At 73.0% G+C, this 25,484-nt stretch carries 23 protein-coding genes and 1 pseudogene; 11 read left to right on the forward strand and 13 right to left on the reverse strand.

What is annotated here, in order from left to right:
- Positions 1 to 94 precede the first annotated feature (94 nt).
- Positions 95 to 1,279, forward strand: coding sequence for an anhydro-N-acetylmuramic acid kinase (locus tag OG505_RS24085; RefSeq protein ID WP_405427793.1), 1,185 nt, complete (start codon positions 95 to 97; stop codon positions 1,277 to 1,279).
- Positions 1,280 to 1,304: 25 nt separating this feature from the next.
- Entirely contained in the window at positions 1,305 to 4,172 is a 2,868-nt protein-coding gene (locus OG505_RS24090; RefSeq protein ID WP_405427795.1) for an FAD-binding and (Fe-S)-binding domain-containing protein, read from the forward strand.
- 57 nt (positions 4,173 to 4,229) lie between these two features.
- Here the strand turns inward: OG505_RS24090 and OG505_RS24095 are convergent, their stop codons facing one another.
- From OG505_RS24095 to OG505_RS24110, 4 genes are all read right to left on the reverse strand, one after another.
- Positions 4,230 to 6,095 carry a sigma-70 family RNA polymerase sigma factor gene (locus OG505_RS24095; RefSeq protein WP_405427796.1) on the reverse strand — a complete coding sequence of 622 codons (1,866 nt, stop codon included), beginning with the start codon at positions 6,093 to 6,095 and terminating at the stop codon, positions 4,230 to 4,232.
- A gap of 81 nt (positions 6,096 to 6,176) precedes the next feature.
- Entirely contained in the window at positions 6,177 to 6,368 is a 192-nt protein-coding gene (locus OG505_RS24100) for a hypothetical protein (protein ID WP_405427798.1), read from the reverse strand.
- Positions 6,369 to 6,629: 261 nt separating this feature from the next.
- Positions 6,630 to 7,697, reverse strand: coding sequence for a DUF2855 family protein (locus OG505_RS24105; protein ID WP_405427800.1), 1,068 nt, complete (start codon positions 7,695 to 7,697; stop codon positions 6,630 to 6,632).
- Positions 7,698 to 7,764: 67 nt separating this feature from the next.
- Positions 7,765 to 8,979 (reverse strand): PP2C family protein-serine/threonine phosphatase, encoded by a 1,215-nt coding sequence (locus tag OG505_RS24110; protein ID WP_405427802.1) that lies wholly within the window; start codon positions 8,977 to 8,979, stop codon positions 7,765 to 7,767.
- Between the two features lie 308 nt (positions 8,980 to 9,287).
- On the opposite strand from OG505_RS24110, the gene OG505_RS24115 reads away from it, so the two are divergent.
- Positions 9,288 to 10,316, forward strand: coding sequence for an ice-binding family protein (locus OG505_RS24115; RefSeq protein WP_405427804.1), 1,029 nt, complete (start codon positions 9,288 to 9,290; stop codon positions 10,314 to 10,316).
- Positions 10,317 to 10,558: 242 nt separating this feature from the next.
- Positions 10,559 to 11,359 (forward strand): RNA polymerase sigma factor SigF, encoded by an 801-nt coding sequence (locus OG505_RS24120; protein WP_405427806.1) that lies wholly within the window; start codon positions 10,559 to 10,561, stop codon positions 11,357 to 11,359.
- A gap of 40 nt (positions 11,360 to 11,399) precedes the next feature.
- Here the strand turns inward: OG505_RS24120 and OG505_RS24125 are convergent, their stop codons facing one another.
- The 5 genes from OG505_RS24125 to OG505_RS24145 form a co-directional block, all read right to left on the reverse strand.
- Complete coding sequence (locus OG505_RS24125; RefSeq protein WP_405427808.1) at positions 11,400 to 12,875, reverse strand: glycoside hydrolase family 130 protein; 1,476 nt, start codon at positions 12,873 to 12,875, stop codon at positions 11,400 to 11,402.
- Positions 12,872 to 13,924 (reverse strand): glycosyltransferase, encoded by a 1,053-nt coding sequence (locus tag OG505_RS24130; protein WP_405427809.1) that lies wholly within the window; start codon positions 13,922 to 13,924, stop codon positions 12,872 to 12,874. Before OG505_RS24130 ends, OG505_RS24125 begins: the two co-directional genes overlap by 4 nt.
- Entirely contained in the window at positions 13,921 to 15,057 is a 1,137-nt protein-coding gene (locus OG505_RS24135) for a glycosyltransferase (RefSeq protein ID WP_405427811.1), read from the reverse strand. Before OG505_RS24135 ends, OG505_RS24130 begins: the two co-directional genes overlap by 4 nt.
- 128 nt (positions 15,058 to 15,185) lie before the next feature.
- Positions 15,186 to 16,241, reverse strand: coding sequence for a glycosyltransferase family 4 protein (locus tag OG505_RS24140; RefSeq protein ID WP_405427812.1), 1,056 nt, complete (start codon positions 16,239 to 16,241; stop codon positions 15,186 to 15,188).
- Positions 16,238 to 16,411 carry a hypothetical protein gene (locus OG505_RS24145; RefSeq protein WP_358096054.1) on the reverse strand — a complete coding sequence of 58 codons (174 nt, stop codon included), beginning with the start codon at positions 16,409 to 16,411 and terminating at the stop codon, positions 16,238 to 16,240. The genes OG505_RS24140 and OG505_RS24145 overlap by 4 nt, the downstream gene beginning before the upstream one ends.
- A 628-nt stretch (positions 16,412 to 17,039) precedes the next feature.
- Between OG505_RS24145 and OG505_RS24150 the strand changes: the two genes are divergently transcribed.
- Both OG505_RS24150 and OG505_RS24155 read left to right on the forward strand, forming a co-directional pair.
- Entirely contained in the window at positions 17,040 to 17,378 is a 339-nt protein-coding gene (locus OG505_RS24150) for a lipopolysaccharide assembly LapA domain-containing protein (RefSeq protein ID WP_405427814.1), read from the forward strand.
- A gap of 3 nt (positions 17,379 to 17,381) precedes the next feature.
- Entirely contained in the window at positions 17,382 to 17,909 is a 528-nt protein-coding gene (locus OG505_RS24155; RefSeq protein ID WP_405427816.1) for a DUF5994 family protein, read from the forward strand.
- 110 nt (positions 17,910 to 18,019) lie between these two features.
- Here OG505_RS24155 and OG505_RS24160 read toward each other — a convergent pair whose 3' ends face one another.
- On the reverse strand, positions 18,020 to 18,550 hold the full coding sequence (locus tag OG505_RS24160; RefSeq protein WP_405427818.1) for a GNAT family N-acetyltransferase: 531 nt from the start codon (positions 18,548 to 18,550) through the stop codon (positions 18,020 to 18,022).
- Between the two features lie 21 nt (positions 18,551 to 18,571).
- Here OG505_RS24160 and OG505_RS24165 point away from each other — a divergent pair, with 21 nt between their 5' ends.
- The 3 genes from OG505_RS24165 to OG505_RS24175 all read left to right on the forward strand — a co-directional run bounded on the left by OG505_RS24165 (position 18,572) and on the right by OG505_RS24175 (position 20,850).
- Positions 18,572 to 18,739 carry a hypothetical protein gene (locus tag OG505_RS24165; protein WP_405427820.1) on the forward strand — a complete coding sequence of 56 codons (168 nt, stop codon included), beginning with the start codon at positions 18,572 to 18,574 and terminating at the stop codon, positions 18,737 to 18,739.
- A 22-nt stretch (positions 18,740 to 18,761) separates the two neighbouring features.
- A complete protein-coding gene (locus tag OG505_RS24170) occupies positions 18,762 to 19,643 on the forward strand; it encodes an SMP-30/gluconolactonase/LRE family protein (RefSeq protein ID WP_405427822.1) in 882 nt (293 codons plus the stop codon).
- Between the two features lie 91 nt (positions 19,644 to 19,734).
- Complete coding sequence (locus tag OG505_RS24175) at positions 19,735 to 20,850, forward strand: L-dopachrome tautomerase-related protein (RefSeq protein WP_405427824.1); 1,116 nt, start codon at positions 19,735 to 19,737, stop codon at positions 20,848 to 20,850.
- Positions 20,851 to 20,881: 31 nt separating this feature from the next.
- Here OG505_RS24175 and OG505_RS24180 read toward each other — a convergent pair whose 3' ends face one another.
- Together OG505_RS24180 and OG505_RS24185 are read right to left on the reverse strand one after the other, a co-directional pair.
- Positions 20,882 to 21,637 carry a dienelactone hydrolase family protein gene (locus tag OG505_RS24180; RefSeq protein WP_405427825.1) on the reverse strand — a complete coding sequence of 252 codons (756 nt, stop codon included), beginning with the start codon at positions 21,635 to 21,637 and terminating at the stop codon, positions 20,882 to 20,884.
- Positions 21,638 to 21,734: 97 nt separating this feature from the next.
- Complete coding sequence (locus OG505_RS24185; protein ID WP_405427827.1) at positions 21,735 to 22,775, reverse strand: TRM11 family SAM-dependent methyltransferase; 1,041 nt, start codon at positions 22,773 to 22,775, stop codon at positions 21,735 to 21,737.
- Positions 22,776 to 22,847: 72 nt separating this feature from the next.
- Between OG505_RS24185 and OG505_RS24190 the strand changes: the two genes are divergently transcribed.
- A complete protein-coding gene (locus OG505_RS24190) occupies positions 22,848 to 23,702 on the forward strand; it encodes a zf-HC2 domain-containing protein (RefSeq protein ID WP_405434670.1) in 855 nt (284 codons plus the stop codon).
- A 478-nt stretch (positions 23,703 to 24,180) separates the two neighbouring features.
- On the opposite strand, the pseudogene OG505_RS24195 reads toward OG505_RS24190, so the two are convergent.
- Positions 24,181 to 24,822, reverse strand: a pseudogene (locus tag OG505_RS24195) (flavin-containing monooxygenase); the annotation flags it as partial.
- Positions 24,823 to 24,959: 137 nt separating this feature from the next.
- Between OG505_RS24195 and OG505_RS24200 the strand changes: the two are divergent.
- Positions 24,960 to 25,469, forward strand: a complete 510-nt coding sequence (locus OG505_RS24200) for a pyridoxamine 5'-phosphate oxidase family protein (RefSeq protein ID WP_405427829.1) — start codon at positions 24,960 to 24,962, stop codon at positions 25,467 to 25,469.
- The last annotated feature ends 15 nt before the right edge of the window (positions 25,470 to 25,484 follow it).

Raw genomic sequence — 25,484 nt, forward strand, 5'->3', positions numbered from 1 at the left:
TAACCAGCCCGGACGCGCCCTGGCAAAAAGTTTCGCGCTACTGTGAGCCAACGTCATTTATTGACTGCCCGCTCGAGGGCTGAAGGAGGACGCGATGCGCGTGATCGGCCTGATGTCTGGAACCTCCTACGACGGCATCGAAGCCGCCGCAGCCGAGTTCGACCTGAGCGGCGACACCCTGCGGATGCGACCGCTGGGCCGGCTCAGCCACCCGTACCCCGAGCGGTTGCGCACCCGGATCGCCGCGGCCCTGCCACCCGCGGCGACCACCACCGAGGCGATCTGCGTGCTGGACACCGGCATCGGCCAGACCTTCGCCGAGGCGGGCGTGCGGGCGGTCGCGGAACTGTGCGGCGGCCACGCCGACCTGGTCGTCTCGCACGGCCAGACGATGCACCACTGGGTCGAGGCGGGTACGGTCCGCGGCACCCTCCAGCTCGGTCAGCCGGCCTGGATCGCGGAGGCCACCGGCCTTCCGGTCGTGGCCGACCTGCGCAGCCGCGACGTCGCCGCCGGTGGCCAGGGCGCTCCCCTGGTCGCCCTGTTCGACGCGCTGCTGCTGCGGGGCCTGCCCGGCGTCCCCGCCGCGCTCAACCTGGGCGGCATCGCCAACATCACCGTCGTCGCGCCGGACGCGGATCCCCTCGCGTTCGACACCGGACCGGCCAACGCGCTCCTCGACACCGCCGTCCGCCACGTCAGCGGCGGCACCGAGGAGTACGACCGGGACGGGCGCGGCGCGGCGGCCGGGCAGGTGAACCCGGCCCTGCTGCGGCGGCTGCTCGACGAGCCGTACTACCGGCAGCCCGGCCCGAAGAGCACCGGCAAGGAGCTGTTCCACCTGCCGTACCTGCTCGCCGCCCTCGCCGACGCCCCCACGCCGGAGCCGAACGACGTGCTGGCCACGCTCACCCGGCTGACGGCGGTCACGGTGGCCGACGCCTGCCGCGAACACGGCGTCACCCGCCTCATCGTCTCCGGCGGCGGCGCGCACAACCCGACGCTGCTGCGAATGATCGGCGACGAGCTGCCGGACGTCCACCTGTCGTCCAGCGACGAGGTGGGTGTCGCCTCGGACGCCAAGGAAGCGCTGGCCTTCGCGCTGCTGGGCTACCTGACCGTGCACGGGCTGCCAGGTGCCCTGCCCTCGGGCACCGGCGCGCGGCACGCCTCGGTGCTCGGCAGCATCACCCCCGGCCGCCAACCGCTGCGGCTGCCGGCGCCGGTCGACACCGCCCCCGACCGGTTGCTGATCGCCGCGTCTCCGGTGGCCGACTGACCACCCTTTTCGGGAGGATCCGCCCATGAGCACCGTCGTTCCCGCGCCGAGCGCCGCCGGCGTCCGCGCCCGCGAGGTGGCCGAGTTGCTGCGCTCGCACCTCGACGATCCGACCCGGGCCAGCGCCGAGCTGCCCCGGAGGCTGGCGGCGGCGCACGACGCCTCGCCGTACCTGTTCGAGCCGCAGGCCGTGGTCCGCGCGGCCTCGGCGGCCGAGGTGGGCGCGCTGATGGTCGGCGCCCGGGAGGCCGGTGTGCCGCTGACCCTGCGCGGTGGCGGCACCAGCCTCGCCGGGCAGGCCGGCGGCGCGGGCGTGCTGGTCGACGTGCGCACCGACTGGCGGCACGCCGAGGTGCTCGACGACGGCCGCCGCATCCGGCTCCAGCCCGGCCTGACGATCCGGCAGGCCAACGCCCGGCTGGCCCGCTACGGCCGCCGGCTCGGACCGGACCCGGCCAGCGAGGCCGCCTGCACGGTGGGCGGCATGGTGGCCAACAACTCCAGCGGGATGACCTGCGGCACCACCGACAACGCGTACCGCACCATGGAGTCGCTGCGCTTCGTCCTCCCGTCCGGCACCGTCGTCGACTCCGCCGCCCGCGACGCCGACGACCGGCTGCGCGCCGCCGAGCCCGAACTGCACGCCGGGCTGCTGCGCCTGCGCGACCGGGTGCGCGCGACGCCGGGGTCGCGCGCCACCATCGAGCGGCTGTTCGCCATGAAGAACACCATGGGGTACGGACTGAACTCGCTGCTCGACCACGACCGCTCGGTCGACATGCTGGCCCACCTGATGATCGGCAGCGAGGGCACGCTCGGTTTCGTGGCCGAGGCCGTCTTCCGGACCGTCGAGATCCACCAACACGCCGCCACCGGCCTGCTGATCCTGCCCGGTCTCAGCGCCGCCACCGATGCGCTGCCGGCCCTGCTCGCCGCCGGCGCGCGTACCGCCGAACTGCTCGACGCCGCCGCGCTGCGGGTCAGCCAGCGCGACTCCGACGCGAGCCCGGCCCTGCGCGGGCTGACGGTCGTCGGGCACGCCGCGCTGCTGGTCGAGTTCGCCGAGGACAGCGCGGAGCGGCTGGCCGCGACGCTTGCCGACGCCCAGCCCGTGCTCGACCGGCTGCCCGCCGTCACCGGCACCGAGCTGACCCACGACCCGCGCGAGCGGGCCCGGCTCTGGCACCTGCGCAAGGGCCTCTACACGGCGGTAGCCGGCGCCCGCCCGCCCGGCACCACGGCCCTGCTGGAGGACGTCGCCGTGCCGATGCCGCGCCTGACCGGCACCTGCGACGGGCTGATCCGCCTGTTCGAGCGGCACGGCTATCCCGACGCGGTGATCTTCGGACACGCCCGCGACGGCAACCTGCACTTCATGTTGACCCAGTCCTTCGACACACCGGCCGAGATCGACCGCTACGCCCGGTTCACCGACGACATGGTCGACCTCGTGCTTGCCGAGGGGGGCACACTCAAGGCCGAGCACGGCACCGGTCGCGCCATGGCGCCCTTCGTCCGGCGACAGTACGGCGACGAGCTGTACGACGTGATGCGCGAGCTGAAGCGGTTGTGCGACCCGAGCGGCCTGCTCAACCCCGGCGTGCTGCTCAACGACGACCCGACGGTGCACCTGCGCCAGCTCAAGGCCGTCCCGACCGTCGATGAGGAGCTGGACGCCTGCGTGGAGTGTGGCTACTGCGAGCCGGTCTGCCCCACCGCCGACGTCACCACCACGCCCCGGCAGCGCATCGTCCTGCAACGGCAGATCGCCCTCGCCACGGCGGCCGGGGACGAGGAGCGCCGCCGGGAGCTGACCGCCGACTACGAGTACGCCGCGGTGGACAGCTGCGCCGCCGACAGCCTCTGCGTCACCGCCTGCCCGGTCGGCATCGACACCGGCGCGGCGATGAAGCGGCTGCGTGCCGAGCAGCACAGCCCGCTCGCCCAGCGCACCGCCCGCGGTGTCGCCCGGCACTGGAAGGGCGCCGTGGCCGGCGTCCGGGTCGGGCTGAACGCCGCACACGCCGTGCCGACACCGCTGACCCGCGCCGCCACCGGGGTGATCCGTTCACTCGGCGCCACCGAACTCGTACCACAGTGGAGCGCCGACATGCCGCGCGCCGGCGGGCCCCGCCCCGAGCCACGCAGCGCGCCGGACGCGCGGGCGGTGTTCTTCGCGGCCTGCATCGGCAGCGTCTTCGCGCCCCAGGACGGCCCGTCCGACGGCTCGGCGGCGGCGTTCCTGCGCCTGTGCGAGCTGGCGCGGGTGCCGGTCGTCGTGCCGGCCGAGACGGCGGGTCTGTGCTGCGGGACGCCCTGGCAGTCCAAGGGCTACCCCGCCGGCCACCGCGAGATGGCCGAGCGGACCCTGGCCGCGCTGTGGACGGCCAGCGACCGGGGCCGGCTGCCCATCGTGTGCGACGCGTCCTCCTGCACCCACGGGCTGACCCAACTGACCGCCGCGCTGGCCGAGAAGGACCGGGCACGGTACGGCGCTCTGCGCTTCGTCGACAGCGTGACCTTCACCGCCGAACACCTCCTGCCGGCGCTGCCCACACCACGGCGTCTGGGCTCGCTGGCCCTGCACCCCACGTGCTCCACCGTGCACCTCGACGGCATCGACGACCTGCACACCGTGGCCCGGGCGGTGGCCGACACCGTGACCGTGCCGGACAGTTGGGGATGCTGCGCGTTCGCCGGAGACCGCGGGCTGCTGCATCCCGAGGTCACCAGCGGCGCCACCGCCGCTCAGGCCGCCGAGGTCAATCAACGCGACCACGACGCGTACGCCTCCTGCAACCGCACCTGCGAGATGGGGATGAGCCGGGCCACCGGGCAGCCGTACCGGCACGTGCTCCAGGTGCTCGTCGACGCGATCGAGCCGCCGGTCTAGCCGGTCACTGCTGCTCAGCCCTCTGATGTCCCAGCCCGGACAGCCCGGACAGCCTGTTCAACGTGCGGCCTGGAACGCGCGGCCGATCACTGTCGCCGTGGTGCCGTCGCTGAACAACCCGGACCGGTCCTTGTCGGTGGCGGGGAGGCCGAACCAGGCGTAGCGCTGCACGTAGGGGAGTTGGCCGAGCATGTCGGCGGCCGTGGTGAGAAAGGCCGCCTGCTGCTCCTGGCTCGGAAACTGTTGACGCCCGCCGTCGTAGCGGATCAGCGCGAACTCGGTCAGCCAGATCGGCTTCTGGTACCGCTGGTGGACGGCCTGCAGGTACTGCCGAAGCTGGTTGACCGCCGCCGCGGTCGTGAAGTCGGCGCCGTACCAGTGCAGGGTGATGAAGTCCACCCGGTGGCCCCGGGCCTCGGCGCCGGTCATGAACCGATCCAGCCAACCCTGCGGGTCCGGGCCGCCCCAGGCGACCGCCGGGCTGCCCAGCCTGCTGCCCGTCGCCATCAGTGTCGGCCACAGGTCCAGTGCCTGCTCGACGGTCATGTTCGCCTGTTCGGGCAGGTCCGGCTCGTTGAAGGTGAGCAGGTACGGCCCGGCGGCCCGGGCCCGGGCCAGCTCCGCGGCGGTGACGTTCTCCGCGCTGCGGATCATGGGCACGAACGTCGCGCCGCGCGGAGTGCTGATCCCCGGGTGCTGGGTGCCCCAGGTGTAGTACCAGCCGGCCTTCGAGCTGGCCAACGCCTGGCTCGCTCCGGCGAAGTTCCACACCCCGACGCCCTTGCGCGTGGAGCTGACCGCCGGTGCGACCGGGGCCTTGGACGTGGGGCGCGCGCTCGGTGACGGCGCGCTGCTCGGGGAGGCGGACGCGGAGGCGACGGTGGTGGGCGCCGCGGGCGGCGGGACGGCCCAGGAGGGCCCGGCAGCCGGATCATCCGGAAGCACCACCACCAACGTGGTGATCGCGAGGACCGCGGCAACCACTCCGGCGGCCAGGTAGGGGACCACACCACGGGGCGCGTGCGCCGCAAGCTCGGCGACGCCCGGGGGATGCGGTCCGACGGCCGGCGCGGCGGCGGCCGGCGCGGCGGCGGCCGGCGCGGCGGCGGCCGGAGGCACCGTCGCGCTCGGGATGTGGGCGCTGAGGCCGGCCGGCAGTGGCAGCATCGGCATCCCGGCGAGCAGCCTGTCGATCGGCAGGAACGTGGAGCCCCGGCGCCCGCAGGACGCGCAGTCACGGATGTGTCGGGCCAGCCGCTTGCGCCACAGCGGGCTGGGAGTGCCGTCCCACTCGGCCGCCACCGCGCCCAGGGCCGGGCAGCCGGGGCGGGCACGCAGGGCGCGGACGACGCCCCGGGCGCTCTGGATCTGCTCCTTCATCCGGTGGATGCGCACCGCGACGTGTCCCGGCGACAGACTCGCGGCCTCGGCGATCTCGGCACGCGTCAGCTCGCCGGTCTCCTCCAGCCACCAGAGCGAGAGCAGTTCCTGGTCGTCCAGGTCGAGCCAGCGGGTCGCCTCGGCGACCTCACGTCGTTGGTCGGTGAGGCCGAGCCGGAGGATCGTCATCCCGGCGAAGTCGGAGGCGGGGTCGGGCACGTTGTGGATCGCGTCGAGCCCGGCGTCCCGGTTGAGGGCGATGCGGCGACGCTGGTCCCAGTCGCGCACCTGGCGGATCGTGATCGCCACGAGCCAGGACCGGTACGCCGCGGGGTCGTTGAGCGCGGGCAGGTGCCGGATCACCCGTACCAAGGTCTCCTGGACCACGTCGTCGACGTCGGCGTGGCCGCGGAGCGCGCGCCCGACGATGTTGTAGACCAGCGGAAGCGAGGCCGCCACGACGTCGTCGAGAGCGCGCCGGTCGCCCTGTCGAGCCGCGACGACCAGCCCGGGATCGGGTGCTGCCCGACCGGCTGACGACATGGATCCCACTCCTCCTGCGCTCGGTCCGGTCGGCGCGCGTGCGCGCTGACCGCCTCGTGATCGGAGACGAGCGGCGGCGGGTCAGATTACGGTTTTCTCCTCCGGTCCGTCGGGCCGGTCGGCCGACGCGCCGGCCTCGGTCTCGGCCGCGAAGGGGGTACGCAGGCGGGTCATGGACGCGGCGCTGACGTCCGCGGCCGGACTGCGCTCGTCGTCGACGACCCTGCCCCCCTCGATGGTGAAGGGGTTCCGGGCGGAGGTCAGATCGGGCACGAGGTGCTCCAGGAGATGTGCACGGCAGCGCTCGACTCAGTGATCGGCAGCTTCGAAGCCGTGGGGAGGCGGAGGGGCGGGCCCGGCGATGGGTCATCGGTGCCCGCACCCACAGCCTAGCGGCCGGGGGCAACCGGCGGGCGCTGGACCATCGCACCAGCGGATCACCAGCGGTTCTTCGCGTCAGCCCTCCGCGACGACCGGCGCGGCGGTCCGGGTCGACGGCGGCCACGGGGACGCGATCGTCCCGTAGCGGCCGGCTCAGAACTGGACGACGTGACCGACCCGGGGCGGCGTACGACCGGCGAGGACGTCGAGCCACGCGTCTCGCAGGGCCTCGGGACCGTTGCCGACCCGCACGTCGAGCCACCCGCTCGCCGCCGGGACGAACCGCCGCCAGGCTTCGGTGAACCGCCTGTCGAGCCCGTCGCGGCCCCAGTCCCGGCTGCGCTTGCGCATCTGCACCGGCGCGAAGAAGACCTCCCCGGCGGCTTCCGCGTTGGGCGTCTGGTTGGTGAGCCCCACCGCGATGTCCCGGACGAGCCGGTCGCCGAGGTGAGCGCGCAGCGCGGCCCGGGTCGCGGGCGCTCCGGACAGGTCGAGGTACACGGTGGCGACCGCGTCGAGGGCGTGGATGTCGTCGTACGTGACGACGTCGTCGTAGCAGCCGAGGGACCGCGTGAACGCGGCGTTGCCGGGCGAGGTGAGCCCGACCAGTCGCGGGCCGCGACCGTACAGTTCGGACGCGGCGGCGTACGCCGTCTTGCTCGACGCCGACGACAGAACGATCGACCGCGCGCCGTAGAAGTCGTTGTCGACGACCTGGTCGGCCAACATGAACGAGGTGAAGAACAGCGGCCGGAAGAGGATCAGCAGGTCCTCCTGATCGGCCTGGTGGACCGGGTCTCCGGCGGTCGACCGGTACGCGTTGTACGGCGAGGGCAGCTCGGCCCGGTGCGGGCTCGCGTCGCGGAACCCGGACGCGTCCACCCGGTCCGGCCGGACCACCAGGTGGCCGGCGGGCGGCAGGTAACCGTAGACCCGTTGGCCGACCTCGACCCCGGCAACCGTCGAGGCGACCACGTCGGCGAAGCCCCACAGCGGCGGAAGCCCCCACTGCGGCCCGAGCCCTCGGGGGCCGGGCGGGAAGAACTCCCAGTAGCGCATCGCGTCGCCGAGCACCGCGTAGGTCACGTTGTTGGCGGTGAGGCCGACGCGGTCGACGCGCAGCAGCGCCGCACCGTCGGGCAACTCGGGCCCGTCGCCATCGGCGAGAGTGGTGTGGCGCAGGTCGGCACGGGCCACGGCGAAGGTCCACGAGTCAGCCATGGTGTGACGCTAGACAGCCCCGGAATCGGAGACAAGTGCACTGGGAGTGCAAAATCCCACTCGGCGGTCAGGGGTGGGGCGCGGTGACGTGCCGCAGGTGCCCCAACGGCAGGTGCGGGGGCTGCCACTCCAGGAACAGGGCGGTGGCGTCGTCGTCCAGCTGCTCGTCCTGGTAGGCGAGGACGGCGCGCACCAGGCGGCGCATCGTCTCCGGACTGGGCAGCCCGTCGTTGAGGGCACGGTTGACGAAGTCGACGAGCCGGTCCAGACCGAACCGCTCCCCGTCGATGGCCTTCGCGTCGGTGATGCCGTCGGTGTAGGCGAGGATGCGGTCGCCGGGGTGCAGCTCCTCCTCGTGCACCCGAGGTCGCGCCTGAGACAGGTGACCAAGGCCGAGCGGCAGCGCGGTCGGCCCCGGCAACTCCCGGATGGCCTTGCCGTCACGCAGCAGCATGGCGCCGGGGTGCCCCGCGTTGATGATCCGGAGCCGACCGGTGCGCCGGTCCAGTTCGGCGAGCAGTCCGGTCGCGAAGTAGCTGGGGTGCTCGGAGCGCACCCACCGGTCGATGCTGATGGCCGTGTCGACGAGGTCGAGGCCGGACCGGCGGGCGTTGCGGTACGCGCTGACCACCAGCGAGGCCAGGGTGCTCGCCTTGATGCCGTGCCCGCAGGTGTCGAAGAGCCCGAGGCTGAGCACGTCGCCGTTCAGCGCGTAGTCGAAGATGTCGCCGCCGACGTCGTAGCACGGTTCGAGGATCGCGGTGATCACCAGGTCGTCGGTCGCGAAGGTCAGCGGCGGCAGCAGCCCCCAGACGATCTCGGCGGCGACCTGCATCGGCAGGCGTCGCCGCATCCGCTCGACGACATCGCCGTAGAGCCGACGGTTCACCAGGACCTGGGCGACGTTGACCGCCAACTCCCAGGCCGGCCCGTCCAACGCCGTGTCGGCGGCGGCCGGCGACACGACCTCCAGCACACCCAGCCGCTCGCAGCCGAGCAGCAGGGGCACCCAGAGCCGGTCCGGATTGTCGGCGGCACGCTGCACGTCGAGGGTGGTGAACGCCCGACCGGCCAGGGTCGTCTCGATCGCCAGCTCGTCCCGGGCGATACCGGCGCCGAGCAGGGGCACGAGACAGGACTGGTTGTAGTCGGCCAGATAGATCACGATCTCGGTGGCGCCGACTGCCGGCGCGGCCCGGGTGACCAGAAGCGACAACTCGTCCGGCCCGCCCCGGGGTGCGTTGAGCTGCAACCAACGCGCCGCGTCGCCGGCGTCGACCAAGCTCCACCTCCCGTGTCCTGACCACCGTAGAAGCCTGGCGGCCAACTGGCCAATGTGCGAGGGCCCGGCGAGACGAGCGACTCCCCTGTGTCGCTCAGGCGCCGCCATCGGCGAGTGGTCAAGGTGGCCATTGAAGCAATTTGACCGTTATAGAGGCTTTACGGCATTACCTATGCAAAAGTCCGATACGTCCATCTGCGGTTCGGTACGGCTGCCCATCTGCCGACCCGACCGGTGTCCGGTGAGACGCATTCGTGAAAGGGAACATCGTGACAAGCACACTATTGCGCCGACCTCGACGCGCGGTCATGTCCGCGTTGACGGCCGTCGCCGCTGGCGGCGCGGCCGTCGCCGTACTCGTTTTCAGCGGCACCGGCGCGAGCGCGGCCGAGGCGCCGGTCAACCTCGGAACAGCCGCGAACTTCTCCGTGCTGGCCGGCGAACGGGTCACCAACACCGGGCCGAGCTTCCTGGCGCAGAGCCTGGGTGTCAGCCCGGGTAGCGCCGCTACCGGCTTTCCGCCAGGGATCGTCGGCGGGGAGATCCACCTGGCCGACGCCGTGGCGCTGCAGGCCAAGAACGACCTGACCACGGCGTACAACGACGCCGCCGGCCGGACGCCGTTCACCAACCTGCCCGCCGAACTGGGCGGCACCACGCTGACTCCGGGGGTCTACCGGATCGACGCCGCACAGCTGACGGGGACGCTGACGCTCGACAGCCAGAACGACCCGGCGGCGGTGTTCATCTTCCAGATCGCTTCCACCCTCGTCACCGCCTCCAACAGCAGCGTGGTGTTCATCAACGGCGCCTCACCCTGCAACGTCTACTGGCAGGTGGGCAGCTCGGCCACGATCGGCACCGGCACCCGCTTCATGGGCAACATCCTGGCCCAGACCTCGATCACCATGAACACCGGCGCCACCCTCGAGGGCCGTGCCCTGGCACGGACCGGCGAGGTCACCCTCGACACGAACACCATCAACGCGCCGGCCTGCCTCCAGCCGACGGGAACCCCCACGTCGACCCCGACCGGTACGCCGACCGGCACGCCCACCAGCACCCCGACCGGCACGCCGACCGGGACCCCGACCGGCACGCCAACCGGGCAGCCGACCGGCACACCGACCGGGCAGCCCACCGGGACACCGACCGGGCAGCCCACGGGCACCCCGACCGGCCAGCCGACGGTGGCCCCGACCCGTACCGAGTTGCCCGTCACCGGAGGTAGGGGCGGCGGCCTGCTGCCCGCCCTGACCGCAGTCGGCAGCATCGCCGTCACCGGCGGCGCAGCCCTGCTGCTCCTCCTGCGTCGACGCCGACAGCTCGAGTCCTGACGAGGCGCCCCGGCGGCCGGGTGACCGGCCGCCGGGGCAGCCCCAGATCGCCGCACCGGAGCACACCCAGCTGGGCACTCTCATACTTTCGGCTAGTAATGGCTCGAACTTTCGGGTAACGTGCACACCGCACCTGAACCGACATGACGCGGCGGCGAGGCCCGTGGTTGTGGTCCTGTCGACAGCGCACCGAATTCTCCCCGGTCGCGTGGTCGACAGGCAGACACGGAGAGGACCAGCCCATGCTCACGACTGTCGAACCCACGGTCGGCACCGCTGTCAGCCGACGTAACACCGCCGGCGCGGACGAGCTGATCGTCGAGTTGGCCACCACCGCGGCCGACGACCCGCGCCGACCGGCCCTGCGGGACCGCGCCATCGAGGCGTGGTTGCCGCTCGCCCGCCATCTGGCCCGTCGCTACTCGGGGCGGGGCGCCCCCGACGAGGACCTGACGCAGACCGCGATGGTCGGCCTCATCAAGGCGGTCGATCACTTCGACGCCACCCGGGGCGTCGACTTCAGCGGGTACGCCATCCCGACCATCGTCGGCGAGATCAAGCGGTACTTCCGGGACCGCACCTGGGCGGTGCGGGTGCCGCGCCGCCTCCAGGAACTCCGCCTGGCGATCAGCGCCGCCAACAGCACGCTGACGCACACCCTGGGCCGCTCGCCCACGGTGGCCGACATCGCGACCTACCTCGACGTCTCCGAGGAGACCGTGCTGGAGGGGTTGGAGGGGGCCCGGGCGTACCGCGCGACCTCACTGTCCACCCCCACCGGCATCGACGGAGGCATGGAGCTGGGCGACACCCTCGGGGAGCACGACCACGAGTTCGACCTCGTCGACCTCCGCGTCGCCCTCGGCCCGGCGCTCGCCACGCTGCCGGAACGCGAGCGACGAATCCTCAGCCTGCGGTTCCACGGCAACCTGACCCAGGCCCAGATCGCCGAGCAGATCGGCGTCTCCCAGATGCACGTCTCCCGGCTGATCGCCCGGGCGCTGGCCACGCTGCGCGGGCACCTCTCCGCGGACTTCGCCTGATCGACCCGACCGCAGCGGCCGCCCGTCGGCCCGTCGGTGGTCAGTCTCGCCGAGCGTCCACCATCGCGGCGAGCAGGGCGGCCATCGGCACGGTGGCGAAGCCGACCCGGGCGTCGCTGGCGCCGTACGGCAGCCACAGCTCACCGTCGTGGACGAGCCCGCCGCAGGAGTAGACGACGTTCGGCACGTAGCCGTCCCGGTCGGACTGCTCGGGGGCCAGGAGCACGCCGGGGAGGTGCGCGACCACCCAATCCGGTCGGTGCAGGTCGAGCAGGAGCGCGCCGATCGCGTACCGACGCATCGGGCCGACACCGTGGGTGAGCACGAGCCAGCCCGCCTCGGTCTCGATGGGAGATCCGCAATTGCCGACCTGGATCAGCTCCCAGCTGTCCCGGGGCGCGTGCAGCGGGACCGGGTGTTGCCAGCGGTTGTCGGCGTTCAGGGTGGTCAGACCGATGGTCTCGCCGTCGGCGCGGCAGAGCGCCAGGTGCCGGCCGCCGACGGTACGGGGAAACAGCGCGACCCCCTTGTTGCGGGCCCCCGGCCCGCGCATCGGGGTCATCTCGAAGTGGCGCAGATCGGGGCTGACCAGTGCCCGGGTGGCGACGCGCCGGCCGTCGTAGGCGGTGTAGGTGGCCCGGTACACCGGATCCGACCCATCGGTGAACCGGACGAACCGGGCGTCCTCCATGCCGTTGCTCTCTGCCGGGGTGGCCGGCCAGAGCACGCGTTCATGCAGAGCCGTCTCGGCGGGAAAGGCCGTGGCGTAGCTGCCGGCGTTGGTGCGGCGCAGGTGTTCCAGCGTGTCCAGCCCGGTGCTGCGCGAGAGCAGGTCCGGCGGCAGATCACCGAGCACCCGCTCGAAGGTCGCCTCGTCGTACCGGTCGGGCAGCGCGTCCAGCACCGTGGCGGTGACCTCGTTGTCGCAGTCCTTCTCGGCCAGACCGGCGACGAGCAGATCCCGGCGGTGCCGCACACCCGTCAGCTGTCCGACGACCAGCGGACCGGACCGGTCGGTGACGGTGAGCTGGTGCCCTGGCCCGAGAACCGCGCTGGCGAATCCGATGGACGACAGGTGACCCTCGCCGATCTGGCGGAGGCTGACCGCCACGCGCAGCTGCCCGGCACTCAACCGGCTCTGGTCGGGGTGGGCGACCATCGACGGGTTGCACAGGGCGGCGGCCTCGACCGCGTACTCGTGGCTGAAGTAGGCGCCGACCAGGAGCCGACTGGTGGGTGAGAGGTCCGGGGCGCGGGCGGCGCGGTGCCGCACGAGGTCGTAGTGATGCTGGAACGTCGCGGCGAGGTCGCGGTGCCGGGCGCCGAAGCGGTCGAGCGTGTCCCGCAGCAGCCGGCCGGTCTCCTCGTCGTCGAGGCCCGCGACACGCTCGATGAGCGCCCCCGCGCGGGTGCGTACCACCGCCGCGTCCTCACCCGGAACGAAAAGCTTGACGACGACCCGACGGGGGTCGGGGGTGAGGGTGACGTCCTGGCGGACGGCCAGAACGTCGGTCACGACCACCGCCGGGCGTGCTGCAGGGTGGAGATGAGCGCGAGGGTGGACTCGGCGCCCTGGTTGAGGTTTGGACCGTGCGCGGTCAGCCCGTCGTAACCGCCGCCGGTACTCGGATCCCACATGGGCGTGCCGAGGTCGTTGTCACCGAGGAACCAACCGATCGCCTGCCGGAGCCCGTCATCCCAGGCCGGGTCACCGGTGATCGTGGCGGCCGTGGCACAGGCGTCCGCGAGGGCCGCGACCTCGATCGGCTGCTGGTCGTGGTGGAACCGTACGGCGCCACGTCGCCACCCGGCGGCGGGTACGACGGACAGCCGCCCGTCACGGAGTTGAACGTCCCGCAACCAGGTGAGCATCCGCAAGCCCTCGTCGAGGGGTGGACCACCGTGGCGCAGCTGACTGGCGACGATGACGACCTCGGCGAAAGCACCGTTGGCGTAGGTCAACCGCTGCTGCGGCCAGGGCCACCGCGGGTCGGAGTCCGTTGTGCCGACGGCGCTGGCGGCGTCCGCCAGCAACGCCGCCGCGGACACGTGGCCCGGGTGGCGACGCAGCACCTCGGCCGCGCCGAGCCCGGCGAAGGCCATCGCGTGCGGGGCGGGGGACCGCCGCGTCGCGCCGCGACTGAAGGCGACCAGCGCCTCCTCCCGTACCCAGGCGGCGGGACTGCGGGCGACGGCCGTGCCCAGCCCCCACAGTGCCCGGCCCCACCAGTCGCCGAGGCCAGGCTCGTCGGTCCAGCGCCGGTCGTGCCCGAGCCGGTTGTGGAAGGCGCCAGCGGCGTCCTGCGCGTGGGTCAGGAAGGCGAGGTACCGCTCCGCGAGTCGCAGCAATTCCTCGGTCGGCTCCGGCTCGCGACAGAGAACGACCAGGCCACGGGCCACGTCGTCGGTGCAGTAGCCGTGCTCTCGCCGGACGATGGCGTGTCGGGCGTGCTCGAACAGGCCGGTGTCGTCGCTCAGCCGGACCAGGTGCGCGAAGCTCGGCGCGGGCGCGGTCATCCACCGTCTGCTGGACAGCGTCCGAGGGCGGCCGGCGGTCGCGGTCACGCCGACACCACGCTGACAGCGGGCGAGCGCACTTCGGTGAGCCGTTCGGCGAGGGTGCCGTAGCGGGCTGCCACCGCCGGCCAGCGCAGGTCCGCGGCCAGCGGCCGCACCCGGCCGGCCAGCCGGGCCGCGAGGCCCGGCTCGGTCAGGATCCGCCGGACCGCCAGGGCCAGCGCCGCCGGGTTCTGGTGGGGTACGACCAGACCGGGCCCGCCGGTGAGCAGCTCGACGGCGTGCGGGAACGCCGTGGCCACGACGGGCACTCCGGCGGCCACCGCCTCGATGAGCACGCCGGAGGTGACCTGTTCGCGGGAGTCGTACGGCAGCACGACCACGTCGGCGGAGCGGATCAGGCGGCCGAGGGCCTCCTGGTCGTGGTAGACGTCCTGGTAGTCCACGGCGTGCGCGATCCCCAGCTGGGCGCCGAGCCGGTGCAGCCCCGCCCGGTACGACTCGCCGTGGTGCTCGATGACCTTCGGGTGGGTCCGGCCCGCGACCGTGTAGGTGGGCGTCGGTTCCAGGTCCTGCAACCGGGCGAGGGCGCGCAGTGAACACTCGATGCCCTTGCCGGGGCCGATCAGTCCCCAGGTGAGCAGGTGCGGGCGGGTACGCCGGTCGACGGGCACGCCGGCGAGTTCGGCGGCGCCGTGCGGGATGACTGTCACCTTCTCTACCGGCACGTCGTAGCCGATGAGCAGCCGGTCCCGGGCGGTGTCGGTCATCGTGACGACCGCCCCGGCGGTGGCGACGATCTGTTCCAGCAGGGACTTCTGCCGGACGGAGGGCCCGCGCAGCACGGTGTGCAGGACCACGACGCTCGGCACGGTGAGCCGGCGCAGCAACGGCAGGACGTCCTCGCCGTCGGTGCCCGGGTAGATGCCGTACTCGTGCTGGACGATGGCCACGTCGAAGGTGTTCAGGACGGCGGCGGCGTCCCGCCACCCGGCCGGGGTCCGTGCCGACCAGGTGTGCACCACGCCGGGCCCGGGCCGCTGGTCGTCGCCGGGGTCGGTGACCCGCACGATGCCACCGCGCGTGCCGTCGGCGGTGAGGTGGGCGGCAAGGGCGGAGTTGAAGGTGGCCAGTCCACACCGGGTCGGCGGGTGGGTGCTGAGGAATCCGTAGCTGGGCATGAACGTCGGGCCTTCCGGTTGTCGGCCGCCACCGGGGCACGGGGGCACGCCTCACGCGGTGACGGCGCACGCCGGTCAGCGTGTGTGACCGGCGGAACGTGTTCGGGGTGATCAGCTATGGGTGGGAATCAGACCAGGGTCGCCTGGTCGGGAACGACCGGTCGCTCGACGGGTGCGGCGCCGCGGCGGATGAGGCGGTCGTAGACGGCGAGGTAGTCGGTGACCATCCGGTCCGCGCCGAAGCGTTGCCGGGCCCGTTCCCGGCAGGCGGCCCGGTCCAGGCCGGCGACCTGGGTCACCGCGTCGACGGCCTGCTCGACGGTGTGGACGAGGTAACCCGTCACCCCTTCGTCGACGACCTCCGGCATGGACCCCCGCGCGTACGCGACGACCGGCGTGCCGCAGACCATCGACTCCACCACCGACAGCCCGAACGGCTCGTCGAACGCGATCGGGTGCAGCAGAGCGGTACTGGCGCCCAGTACCTCCGCGCGCCGTCGGGGGCCGACCGAGCCGAGGAAGACGACCTGGTCGCCGTCGATGTGCGGGGCCACCTGCTCGGCGAAGTACCGCTCGTCCTGCACGATGCCGCAGATGGTCAGTGGCCGGCCGGCGCGGCGGGCGATCTCGATCGCGGTGTGGGTGCCCTTGTCGGGATGGATGCGGCCGAACGCGGCCAGTCCCGGACCGGCGTCGCGGGTGAACGGCAGCCCGGCGAGGTCGACGCCGTGGTGCACCGTGGCGACGTAGTCGAGCTCGGCGCTCCGGTCGGCGTCGGAGATCGACACGTACGACGAGCGGGCTCGGGCGTAGGCGGGCAGAATCCCCGCCCCGGAGAAGCCGTGCACGGTGGTGAGCAGTGGAGCGTGGCAGTGCTCCGCGAACGCCAGCGGCAGCCAGTCGAGGTGACTGTGCACCAGGTCGAACTCCGCCGAGCGGGCGAACGCGTGGGAGACGTGCATCGCCTCCCACACCCGGCCGTCCAGGCCCGGATCGTCCGCGTACCCCCGGGGGGCGACGCCGTCGAGCCGGGCGGAGGTGACCGAGTCCAGCGTCGCGAAGAGCGTCACGTCCACGCCGCGGCTGACCAGCCCCTCGGCGAGCAGGCCGGTCACCTGCTCCCACGGACCGTAGTGGTGTGGGGGTGTCCGCCAGGCGACCGGCCCGAGCAGGGCGACCCTCACGGGGACGGCGCGTCGGCGAGGTCGGCTGGATCGAGATGCAGGGTGGCGAGCAGCCCGGAGTGCTTGGCCGGGTCGACCCGCTCCGGCAGCTCACGCTCGACCCAGTCGGCCCTGGCCTGCTGACCCCGGTCGCGTAGCGCGCTGACGATCCTGTGCTTGGCGATCCTCATCTGGTGCTCCCTTGTTGAGCCGTCCGGAACGATCGTGCGCCTGGACGGCGGTGTGAAAGCGCGGGCGGAACGCCCCTGCGGCCAGCACCGCGAACCCGAATGCGCGGTGACCGGTGAATCCGACTGGCCGGGCTCTGGCGGGACGTGGTCGGCGACAACCGAACACGACCAGCAGGCGGCAGCGATGGGATGACGATCGATAACGCCCCTGACGGGCTGGTGGCGGCGACATCCGGCGGCCACCGGGTGGCCCGGGCGACATGTCCAGCTTACGCCCCACCCTGGGCGACCGCACATGCACCGGGCCGCGGCTCGTCGGAAGCCGCCCACGCGGCGGTGCGGCTCGTAACGGCGTACGCTGGGAATACCCGCCGCCATACACCCATCGACCCGGTCGCCGACTTCCCGTGGCACCGCTGGCCGGCCCCTCCCCCGCACCGGCTCGCCGGGCCCGCGACGGTCTGTCGCCGGCTCGCCCTCGGCCCGCCACGCTGGCAGTCAGCTACATCGGGCACCCATCGGAAGGCGGCGGATCGTCATGACCGCACCCCCGAACAGCCACATCCAACCCTCCACCATCAACGGTCACGAGGGTCCCACCGATTCTCGTCCGGCTCCCCTGCGGCCGGTGGTGAAGCGATCGCGAATCGGGGATCTGTGGATCGTCGCCGTGGTGTTCGCGGTCATGCTCCTGCTGCTTCTGATCTTCGTACTTCAGAACGGGCAGCAGGCCGAGGTGTCCTTCTTCGGGACGCACTCGGCCCTGCCCACCGGCGTGGCGCTGCTGCTGGCGGCGGTGATCGGCGTCCTTCTCGTCGCCCTTCCCGGCACCGCCCGGATCCTCCAGCTCAGGATGCGCAACCGCCGTTCCTCGACGCCCCCGCCCGGATGGCCCTCATCCGGTTCTGTCCCCCTGTCGAGGACGGGCGTCGCCCCGGCTCCGCCGACGCCCCGCCAGGACGGCTGAGTCATGCCCGCCACCGCGCGACGGGCCGCCCCGATCTCCGTCCCGACCCCGACCGCCCCTCGGCTCATCCTCGCCACCGTTCGGGGACGGACGATGCTCGACGGCGCCTGGTGGCCACGGTCGTGGGACGCGGCCGCCGAACTCCCCGGGCTTGTCGGCGCCCTGATCGAGCGGCATGGCCGGATCCGGCATCTCATGCTCAACATCCGCGCCTGGGACAGCCGGGTCCATCGGTTGACCGTCGGACCGCACGTGGTTCGCATCGGCTGGTTCGACACCCTCGACCCTGCTGTGCTGGTCGCTACCACGGGCAGGGACGACCAGGTCGACCTGCTCGTGGTGCCACCCGCCACCGAGCCGGAGGCAGCCGCGCGGGCGATGACCGCCGCCGCGGACCCGGCCAACCGCAGGCGAGCGCCGGACATCCTGGCCGCCGCGCCGCGTCCGGGCCCGTCGGCGGCGACCGCTGATCGGTACGCGGTCTGGGACAACGAGGGCGGTAGCAGCGGCTCCCCTCCGCGACCGCGTTGACCCAGCCGCCCGATAGAGGCTGACCTGATCCGCTGCACCTGACACCCCGGCCAGGCCGCCCGCCGCCGGGTACGGGGCGCCTACCGTGGATACCTGGGGCGACGCGCCGGTCAGCCGACCCTCTGGGCCAGCACCTGCCCCGGCCAGGCTCCCGAGCGGAAGGTTTCGGTGCGGGTGAACCCGTGGCGTTCGTAGAAGGCCACCAACTCGCCGCCGCCGCCCGCCCAGCAGTCGACCCGTAGCAACCGCACGCCGGCTCGCCGGGTTTCCTGCACGGCGTGCGTCAGCAGGGCCGACCCGAGGTGTCGACCCGCGAATCGTCGGTCGGAGACCAGGAGACGGACGTACCGCTCGGGCTCGTCCGCGGGAGTGATCGGTGTCTGCGGATCAGGCCCGGAGTCCAAGACCAGGGCGCCGGCTGGCGTTCCGTCCAGTTCCGCGATGTACGGAAGGTTCTCGGTCAGGTACCGGTCGACCAGCTCGACCCCGCCGGGCTTCTCCGAGAACGGTGTCGTGCCCCACTGCTCGGTATTGCCGCGAGCGTTCATCCAGAGCACCGCGGAGTCGAGCATGGTCAGTACGGCGGGTGCGTCAGCCGGGCCACCGCGTCTGATCCGTATGCCGCGAGTGGTGTCCTCCATGGCGGAACTGTAATCGTGGCTGTGGCCGCCGGCCGAGCGTGGGACGGGCCGCACGGCGGGTGCAGGCAGGGTGCCGCGGGCGGAGGCCGCAGCGACGGCCAGACGGCCACCCGGGGCGACTGGGAGGGCCTGCCCGACCGGGCCGGGTTGGCGCTGCTCGACCACGGCCCCGGCGGTACGGTCCGCTGACGATCCCTTTTAAGGAGCACCCATGGAGCTGACCGAGCCGACCGTCTGGAGCACCGACCGGCTGGAGTTGGGTGAGGGCCTGCGCTGGGTCGACGACCGGCTGGTCCTGGTCGACCTGCTTGCCGGGCGACTGTTGGAGACCGACGGCGACGCCCCGACCCCGCTGCGGGAGCTGCGCCGCCTCGACGTGCCGCTCGGCGCGGTCGCCCCGGTGGTCGACCGACCGGGCGAATGGCTGGCCGCCGCCGGGACCGGCGTCACCCTGCTGCCCGCCACCGGCGCTCCCCGACCGGTCGCCGAGCTGGTGGACGACGCGCCCGAGCCGACCCGGATGAACGACGCGGTCGCCGACCCGCACGGCCGTTTCTGGGCCGGCAGCATGGCGTACGCGATGGTGCCTGGCGGGGGCACGCTCTTCCGCCTCACCCCGGGCGCCGAGCCGGTCCCCGCGGTGACCGGGCTGACCATCCCGAACGGGCCGGCGTTCGACGCGGCCGGCACCACCATGTACCTGGCCGACACGCCCCGCGGCGAGATCGACCGGTTCACCGTCGACCCCGCCACCGGGGCCCTGCACGGGCGGGAGCCGTTCCTGCGGCTGTCCCCCGCCGACGGCGGCCCGGACGGCATGACCCTCGACGCGGCCGGCCACCTCTGGATCGCGCTGTGGGGCGGCTCGGCGGTACGCCGCTACCGGCCCGACGGCACCCTCGACCGGGAGATCCGCCTGCCGGCCAAGCAGCCGGCCGGCATCTGCCTGGGCGGCCCCGACCTGCGGCGACTCTTCATCGGCACCGCCCGGGTGGGGTTGGACGCGGCGGGCCCGCAGGACGGCGCGCTGCTCGCGGTGGACGTCCCGGTGCCCGGTCTACCCACGGCGCGGGCCGGAGCGCCAGTGAGCTGATCGGAGGCATATCGGACGCCCGGGCGGGAACAACCGCACCCGAGGGCGGTAACGGCCGACGGGTGGGGAGCGAGCCGATGAGCAGCGTGGGGTGGACGTCGTGAACGGGCCGGTCGGCGACGAGTCGCTTGGCGAGTTGGAGCTGGTGCACACGTTCACCGGCCCGATGCCGACCGGGGTGAGTGTCTCGCACCGGGGTCGGATCTTCGTCAATTTCCCGAAGTGGGGCGACGAGGTGCCGGCCACCGTCGTCGAGCTGCGCGACGGCCGGGAGATGCCCTACCCCGACCAGGCGTGGAACGACCCGGCCGGTGACGACGACGCGGGCGCGTTCGTCTCGGTGCAGAGCATCGTGGTGGACCCGGCCGACCGGCTCTGGGTGCTGGACACCGGCAGCCCGATGTTGCAGCCCACCAAGCCGGGCGGCCCGAAGCTGGTCCGGGTCGACCTGGACACCGACACCGTCGCCCAGGTGATCACCTTCCCGGCGGACGTGGCGCTGCCGACGACGTACCTCAACGACGTCCGCTTCGACCTGCGGCGGGGCGAGTCGGGGGTCGCCTACATCACCGACTCCGCGTTCGCCGGGCCGAACGGGATCATCGTGGTGGACCTGGCCAGCGGGGCCTCCTGGCGGCGGCTGCACGACCACCCGTCCACCAAGGCGGAGCCGCTGACGTCGTTCCGCCCGGTGGTCGAGGGCCGGCCGTTCCTGGAACGGCCGGCCGATGGGCCACCGAAGCCGGTGGGCATGGGCTCCGACGGCATCGCCATCTCCGCCGACGGCACCCGGCTCTACTACTGCCCGTTGGCCTCCCGGCGCCTGCACAGCGTCTCCACCGAGGCGCTGGCCGACCCGTCGGTCACCCAGGAGGCGGTCGCCGCGACAGTTGTCGACGAGGGTGACAAGGGCAGCGCCTCGGACGGGTTGGAGAGCGACGACGCGGGGCGGCTCTACCTCACCGCGTACGAGCACAACGCGGTGCTGCGTCGACTGCCGGACGGTGCATACGAGACGCTGGTGCACGACCCGCGACTGCTCTGGCCGGACACCATGTCGGTGGCCACCGACGGGTACCTCTACGTCACCGCCAACCAGCTGCACCGGCAGCCGCAGTACCAGCGCGGCCAGGACCTGCGACGCAAGCCGTACGCCCTGTTCCGCACCCGCATCGACGCCGGCCCGGTGCTGCTGCGCCGCGCGTAGGCATGCCCATCCGGGCGGCGGGTGGGCCGCGTCAGTTCGCCGGCAGGGTGCGGTCCAGCAGGTCGAACAGGGCCGCCCAGTGCCGCTCGGTGGCCTGCTCGTCGTACGCCGGGGTGTCGGCCATGGTGTAGCCGTGGTGCGCGCCCGCGTACACCTCGGAGCGGTAGCGCACCCCGGCGGCGTCGAGCGCCTTCTCCAGCGTGGCGATCTGCTCGGGCGTCATCGACTGGTCGGCGTCGGCGTGGCCGAAGTACACCTCGCCGGTGATCGAGCCGACGCCCAGGTGTGGGCTGTCCGGCGCGTCGGTGACGATCCGCCCGCCGTGAAAGCTGGCCATCGCGGCGATCCGGTCCGGGTGCGCCTCGATGGCCCGTAGCGCGTTGGTGCCGCCCATGCAGTAGCCGGTGATCGCGACCGGGCCCGGCCGGACGTCGTCGCGGGCCGCCAGGAAGTCGAGGTACGCGGCGCTGTCCCGGCTGATCACGTCGGGGGTCAACGCGCGGATCCGCGGCATGACCTTCTTGAAGAGCGCGCCGCGCTGGTCGGCATCACCGAGTCGGGACAGGTCGAACAGCGGTGCCGGGCCGGCCCGGTAGAACAGGTGCGGCGTCAGCACCAGGTAGCCGCGTCCGGCGATCCGCTCGGCCATCTCCACGAGGCGGGGCCGAGGCCCGAAGGCGTCCATGAACAGCAGCACCGCCGGGAACGGGCCGTCCCCGTCCGGGCGGGTGAGGCTTGCGTCCGCGATCCCATCGCCGGTCGGGATATCCACCGTCGTCGTCTGCATCGAGCCTCCTCGTACGCCGACCTTGGTCCGTTTTGAACGTTACTCGCCACGCCGGTGTGCCCGATTGGTGAGGCCGGGAGGAGACGAGCGGAGCCGGTCAGGCCGGGCGGCGGGCCACCAGCACGTCGCGCATGATCGACTGGTCGACCCGGTGCCGCAGCGCGCGGTAGGGCTCCGCGTCGACAACGGTCAGGCCGGCGTCGGCCAGTGCCGCCGCCGCGTCGTCACGGCTGGCGACGTGGGTGTTCCACGAGATGCCCAGCGCCCCGCCCGGGCGCAGCAGCCGAGCCCAGACCGGCGCGGCGTCCGCGAGCAGCGCCAGCGGGTCACGCGTCAGACCCTGATCGGCGGTACGGCTGCCGTGCTGCACACCGTACGGCGCGTCGGCGACCACCAGGTCGACGGTCTCGGGGCGGAAGAACTCCGCCGCGCGGGTGGTGTCGGCGTTGACGACGTCGAGCAACTGCGTACGGCCCGCCTTGTGCTCCTCGCGGGTCGGCGCCAGCTCGATGCGCACCCGCCGGCCGACCACCTTGCGCTCCCGCCGCACCGGCCCCGACTCCAGCACCCGGTGCTTGACCCGCTTCTGCTTCAGCCAGGTCGTGACGAACGCGCGGTACGCCTCGACGTCCTTCTGGTCGCGCTCGATCCCGGCGGCGTCGAAGCCGTACATCAGCGCCTGGTTGAGGGTGGTGCCGCGACCGCAGAGCGGGTCGAGCACCCGGAACCGGCGGCTGGTCAGCTCGCCGGCCCAGTCCGACGCGAGCAGGGTGACGTTGAGCAGCAGCTTGGTGAACTGCTCGTTGGTCTTGCCGGGGTACTTCTGGATGGTGAGCAGATCGTCGTCGTAGCGGTCCAGCCGGCTCCACTCGACCGGGCGCAGCAGGTCGCCGACGATCTCGAACAGCGCGTACCCGGCCGAGAGGTTGCCCAGGACGGCCAGGTCCCGTTCGGTCAGCCCGTCACCGGCGAACGTGACGTAGGTCGCCCCACCGACGACCTCCGTGTCCAGCTCGCCGATCCGGCCGTCGAGCGCCGACCGGCCGAAGATCTCCAGCTCGGCCCGGGTGAGGTCGATGGCGGAGCGGGCGTACACCCGGTTGGTGGCGGGCAGGATCAGCAGGCCGTAGCGCGTCATGATCCGGCGAGTATTCCACAACGGGTGACGGTCGCCGGGAACCGGAGCGTCCTGCGGACCGACTACCCACACATGGGGTGTGAGCAGTGGCGGGAGGTCCTGTCCGCGCAGTTGGACGGGGAGGAGACCGCCGCCGAAGGGGCGGCGGCGCAGGGGCACCTGGACGAGTGCGCACAGTGCCGGGCCTGGTTCGCGGCGGCGGTCGCCGTGACGCGCCGGGTTCGTACCCGATTGGTCACCGACATGCCCGACCGGACCGACGCGATCCTGGCCGCCGTCGGTGTCAGCACCACTGGCGACGCGGTCGCCGACGCCGGTGACCCGCCGCCGGTCCGCCGGTCGCGCTGGCGGCCCCGCCTGCCCGGCCGCGCCCGGCTGGTCGTCGGGCTGCGCGCGGCGCTCGGCCTGCTCGGGGCTGTTCAGCTCGTGCTCGGCCTGGCCCAGGTGGGCCGGGGAGCGGCCGTCGACCATCTGCACGCGTCCGGCCAGCACTTGTGGCACGAGTCGGCCGCCTGGAACGTGGCGGTCGGGGCCGGCTTCCTCTTCGTGGCGGTACGCCGCAGCCCGCCGGCGGGTCTCCTGCCGATGCTCAGCGCGTTCGTCGGCACGCTGCTGCTGCTCTCGGTCAACGACCTCGTCACCGGGTCGGTCAGCGGGCAGCGGCTGGTGAGCCACGGGTTCCTGGTGGTCGGTTACCTGGTCATCGTGCTGCTGTCCCGGCCCGGGCTGCGTCCCGGTGGGCCCGCGCCGCAGCGGCAGCCGACGCCGTCGCGCTGGCGGTTCGGCGCGGACGAGCCCGAACGGCCACTGCGGGTGGTGCACTCCGGGGCGTACCGGGCGCAGGCAGCCGACCGCAACGCCGCCCCGGCCGCGCGCGCCGGTCACGCCGCGCGTGGCAATCAGGCCGGCGACCGCCGCGCCGCCTGAGCGGCGGCGGCCCGCACGGCCTGTTCAGTCCGCCTGCGCGTCCGGTGACCCGGATCGGCACCAGGAAGTCGGTGGCCGCGAAGCCGGTGCCGTAGACCAGCACGTCGCAGGGGTGGGCCCGACCGTCGGCGGTGCGGATGCCGTCCTCGGTCACCTCGACGATCGTCTCGGTGACCAGCTCGACGTCGTCCCGGGCCAGGGTGGGCAGCCAGTCGTTGGTGAACAACACCCGCTTGCAGGCCATCGGCTCGGCCGGCGTGACGCGGGCCCGCAACTCCGGGTCGCGTACCTGCCACCACCGCTGCGCCCGCGAGACACCCCGCAGCACCGCCGCGGCGGCCCGGTTGCCGGTCACGGCCAGCCCGGTGAACACGGTTACCGACCAGAACGCGGCCCGGGGCACCCGCATCAGCGCCGGCACCCGCCGGTAGAGCGCCCGGCCCAGCCGCCCGTGCCGGCGGTCCGGCTTGGGCAGCGTCCAGGGTGGAGTGCGCTGGAAGACGGTGACCCGGGCCGCCCGGTCCGCGATGGCCGGCACCAACTGCACCGCGCTGGCGCCGGTGCCGATCACCGCCACCCGGGCACCGTCCAGCCGTACCGCCGGGTCCCACCGGGCCGTGTGCATCGCCGGCCCGGCGAACCGCTGCGCGCCCGGCAGCGCCGGCACCACCGGCTGCGAGAGCTGCCCGACCGCCGGGACCAGGACGTCCGCCGTCAGTTCCACGCCATCGGCGGTACGCCGCCGCCAGCACGCGCCGGCCTCGTCCCACGACGCGTTGGTGACCTCGGTACGCAACCCCACGCTGTCGGCCAGCCCCAGCTCGGTAACGCAGCGGTGCAGGTAATCCAGGATCTCCGAGTGCGGCGGGAAGCGCCGCGACCAGTCCGGGTTCAGCGCGAAGGAGTACGAGTAGAGCGGCGCCGGGATGTCGCAGGCGCAGCCCGGGTAGGTGTTGTCCCGCCAGACGCCACCGATCCGGTCGGCCCGCTCCAGCAGCACCACATCCGCGTCGCCGCTGCGGCGCAGCGCAGCGGCCACCGCCACCCCGCCGAACCCGGAGCCGATGATCGCCACCCGCACCCGACCGGAAGGTCGGGCGGTCGCTGCGCTGTCGGTCATGGCGGGCTCCCTCGGCGGTGCGGCCGACCGTAACAGCTTGTTGGCGGCCCGCCAACGATGTGACCGCACCCCGCCGATCCGCGCAGCCGCTGGGCGGGCCACGTGGGTAGGGTGCTCGCCATGGTCGCGAGGGTGTCATGCCGTTGACGAATCCGTGGCTGGCCGGACCCACGCCGGCGAAGCGGCTCGACCGCGAACGGCTCGAAGAGCGCATCCGCAACCTGCTGTCGTCGCAGAACATGTGCGTGCTCGCGACCACGGGTCCGAGCGGGCCGCTGGCCACGCCGGTGCGGTACTACCCGCTCGACTTCGCGGTGCTCTTCACCGCCGCGCCTCGTTCGCCGAAGATCCGCAACATCGCTGCCGATCCACGCGTGTCCGTCGGCGTCTTCGCGCCCCTGGTCGGGCTGGCGAGCAGCCGTGGGGCTCAGCTGTTCGGAACGGCCAGGGTGCTCGGTCCGGAGGATCCGGACCGGGCGCACTACTGGTCGGCGTTCCGCTGGGAGAACGAGCACGCCGAGCGGGGGCGACCGCTGTCCGAGCCGCCCGAGGACACCCTCGTGGTCGTGGAGGCGGAACGGATCGTCTATACCGAGCACTGGCTGCGACGGGACGGGTTCGCGCCCCGCCAGTTCTGGCGTCGTTGAGGAAGCCCTTGCCGG

Source organism: Micromonospora sp. NBC_00617, assembly GCF_045161355.1.
Lineage (GTDB): Bacteria > Actinomycetota > Actinomycetes > Mycobacteriales > Micromonosporaceae > Micromonospora.

Excerpts from the sequence above, each read along its gene's own strand:
- OG505_RS24085 (WP_405427793.1), top strand. The coding sequence starts at position 95 with ATGCGCGTGATCGGCCTGATGTCTGGAACCTCCTACGACGGCATCGAA.
- OG505_RS24090 (WP_405427795.1), top strand. The coding sequence starts at position 1,305 with ATGAGCACCGTCGTTCCCGCGCCGAGCGCCGCCGGCGTCCGCGCCCGC.
- OG505_RS24095 (WP_405427796.1), bottom strand. The coding sequence starts at position 6,095 with ATGTCGTCAGCCGGTCGGGCAGCACCCGATCCCGGGCTGGTCGTCGCG.
- OG505_RS24105 (WP_405427800.1), bottom strand. The coding sequence starts at position 7,697 with ATGGCTGACTCGTGGACCTTCGCCGTGGCCCGTGCCGACCTGCGCCAC.
- OG505_RS24115 (WP_405427804.1), top strand. The coding sequence starts at position 9,288 with ATGTCCGCGTTGACGGCCGTCGCCGCTGGCGGCGCGGCCGTCGCCGTA.
- OG505_RS24120 (WP_405427806.1), top strand. The coding sequence starts at position 10,559 with ATGCTCACGACTGTCGAACCCACGGTCGGCACCGCTGTCAGCCGACGT.
- OG505_RS24135 (WP_405427811.1), bottom strand. The coding sequence starts at position 15,057 with ATGCCCAGCTACGGATTCCTCAGCACCCACCCGCCGACCCGGTGTGGA.
- OG505_RS24145 (WP_358096054.1), bottom strand. The coding sequence starts at position 16,411 with ATGAGGATCGCCAAGCACAGGATCGTCAGCGCGCTACGCGACCGGGGT.
- OG505_RS24155 (WP_405427816.1), top strand. The coding sequence starts at position 17,382 with ATGCCCGCCACCGCGCGACGGGCCGCCCCGATCTCCGTCCCGACCCCG.
- OG505_RS24160 (WP_405427818.1), bottom strand. The coding sequence starts at position 18,550 with ATGGAGGACACCACTCGCGGCATACGGATCAGACGCGGTGGCCCGGCT.
- OG505_RS24170 (WP_405427822.1), top strand. The coding sequence starts at position 18,762 with ATGGAGCTGACCGAGCCGACCGTCTGGAGCACCGACCGGCTGGAGTTG.
- OG505_RS24180 (WP_405427825.1), bottom strand. The coding sequence starts at position 21,637 with ATGCAGACGACGACGGTGGATATCCCGACCGGCGATGGGATCGCGGAC.
- OG505_RS24185 (WP_405427827.1), bottom strand. The coding sequence starts at position 22,775 with ATGACGCGCTACGGCCTGCTGATCCTGCCCGCCACCAACCGGGTGTAC.
- OG505_RS24190 (WP_405434670.1), top strand. The coding sequence starts at position 22,848 with ATGGGGTGTGAGCAGTGGCGGGAGGTCCTGTCCGCGCAGTTGGACGGG.
- OG505_RS24200 (WP_405427829.1), top strand. The coding sequence starts at position 24,960 with ATGCCGTTGACGAATCCGTGGCTGGCCGGACCCACGCCGGCGAAGCGG.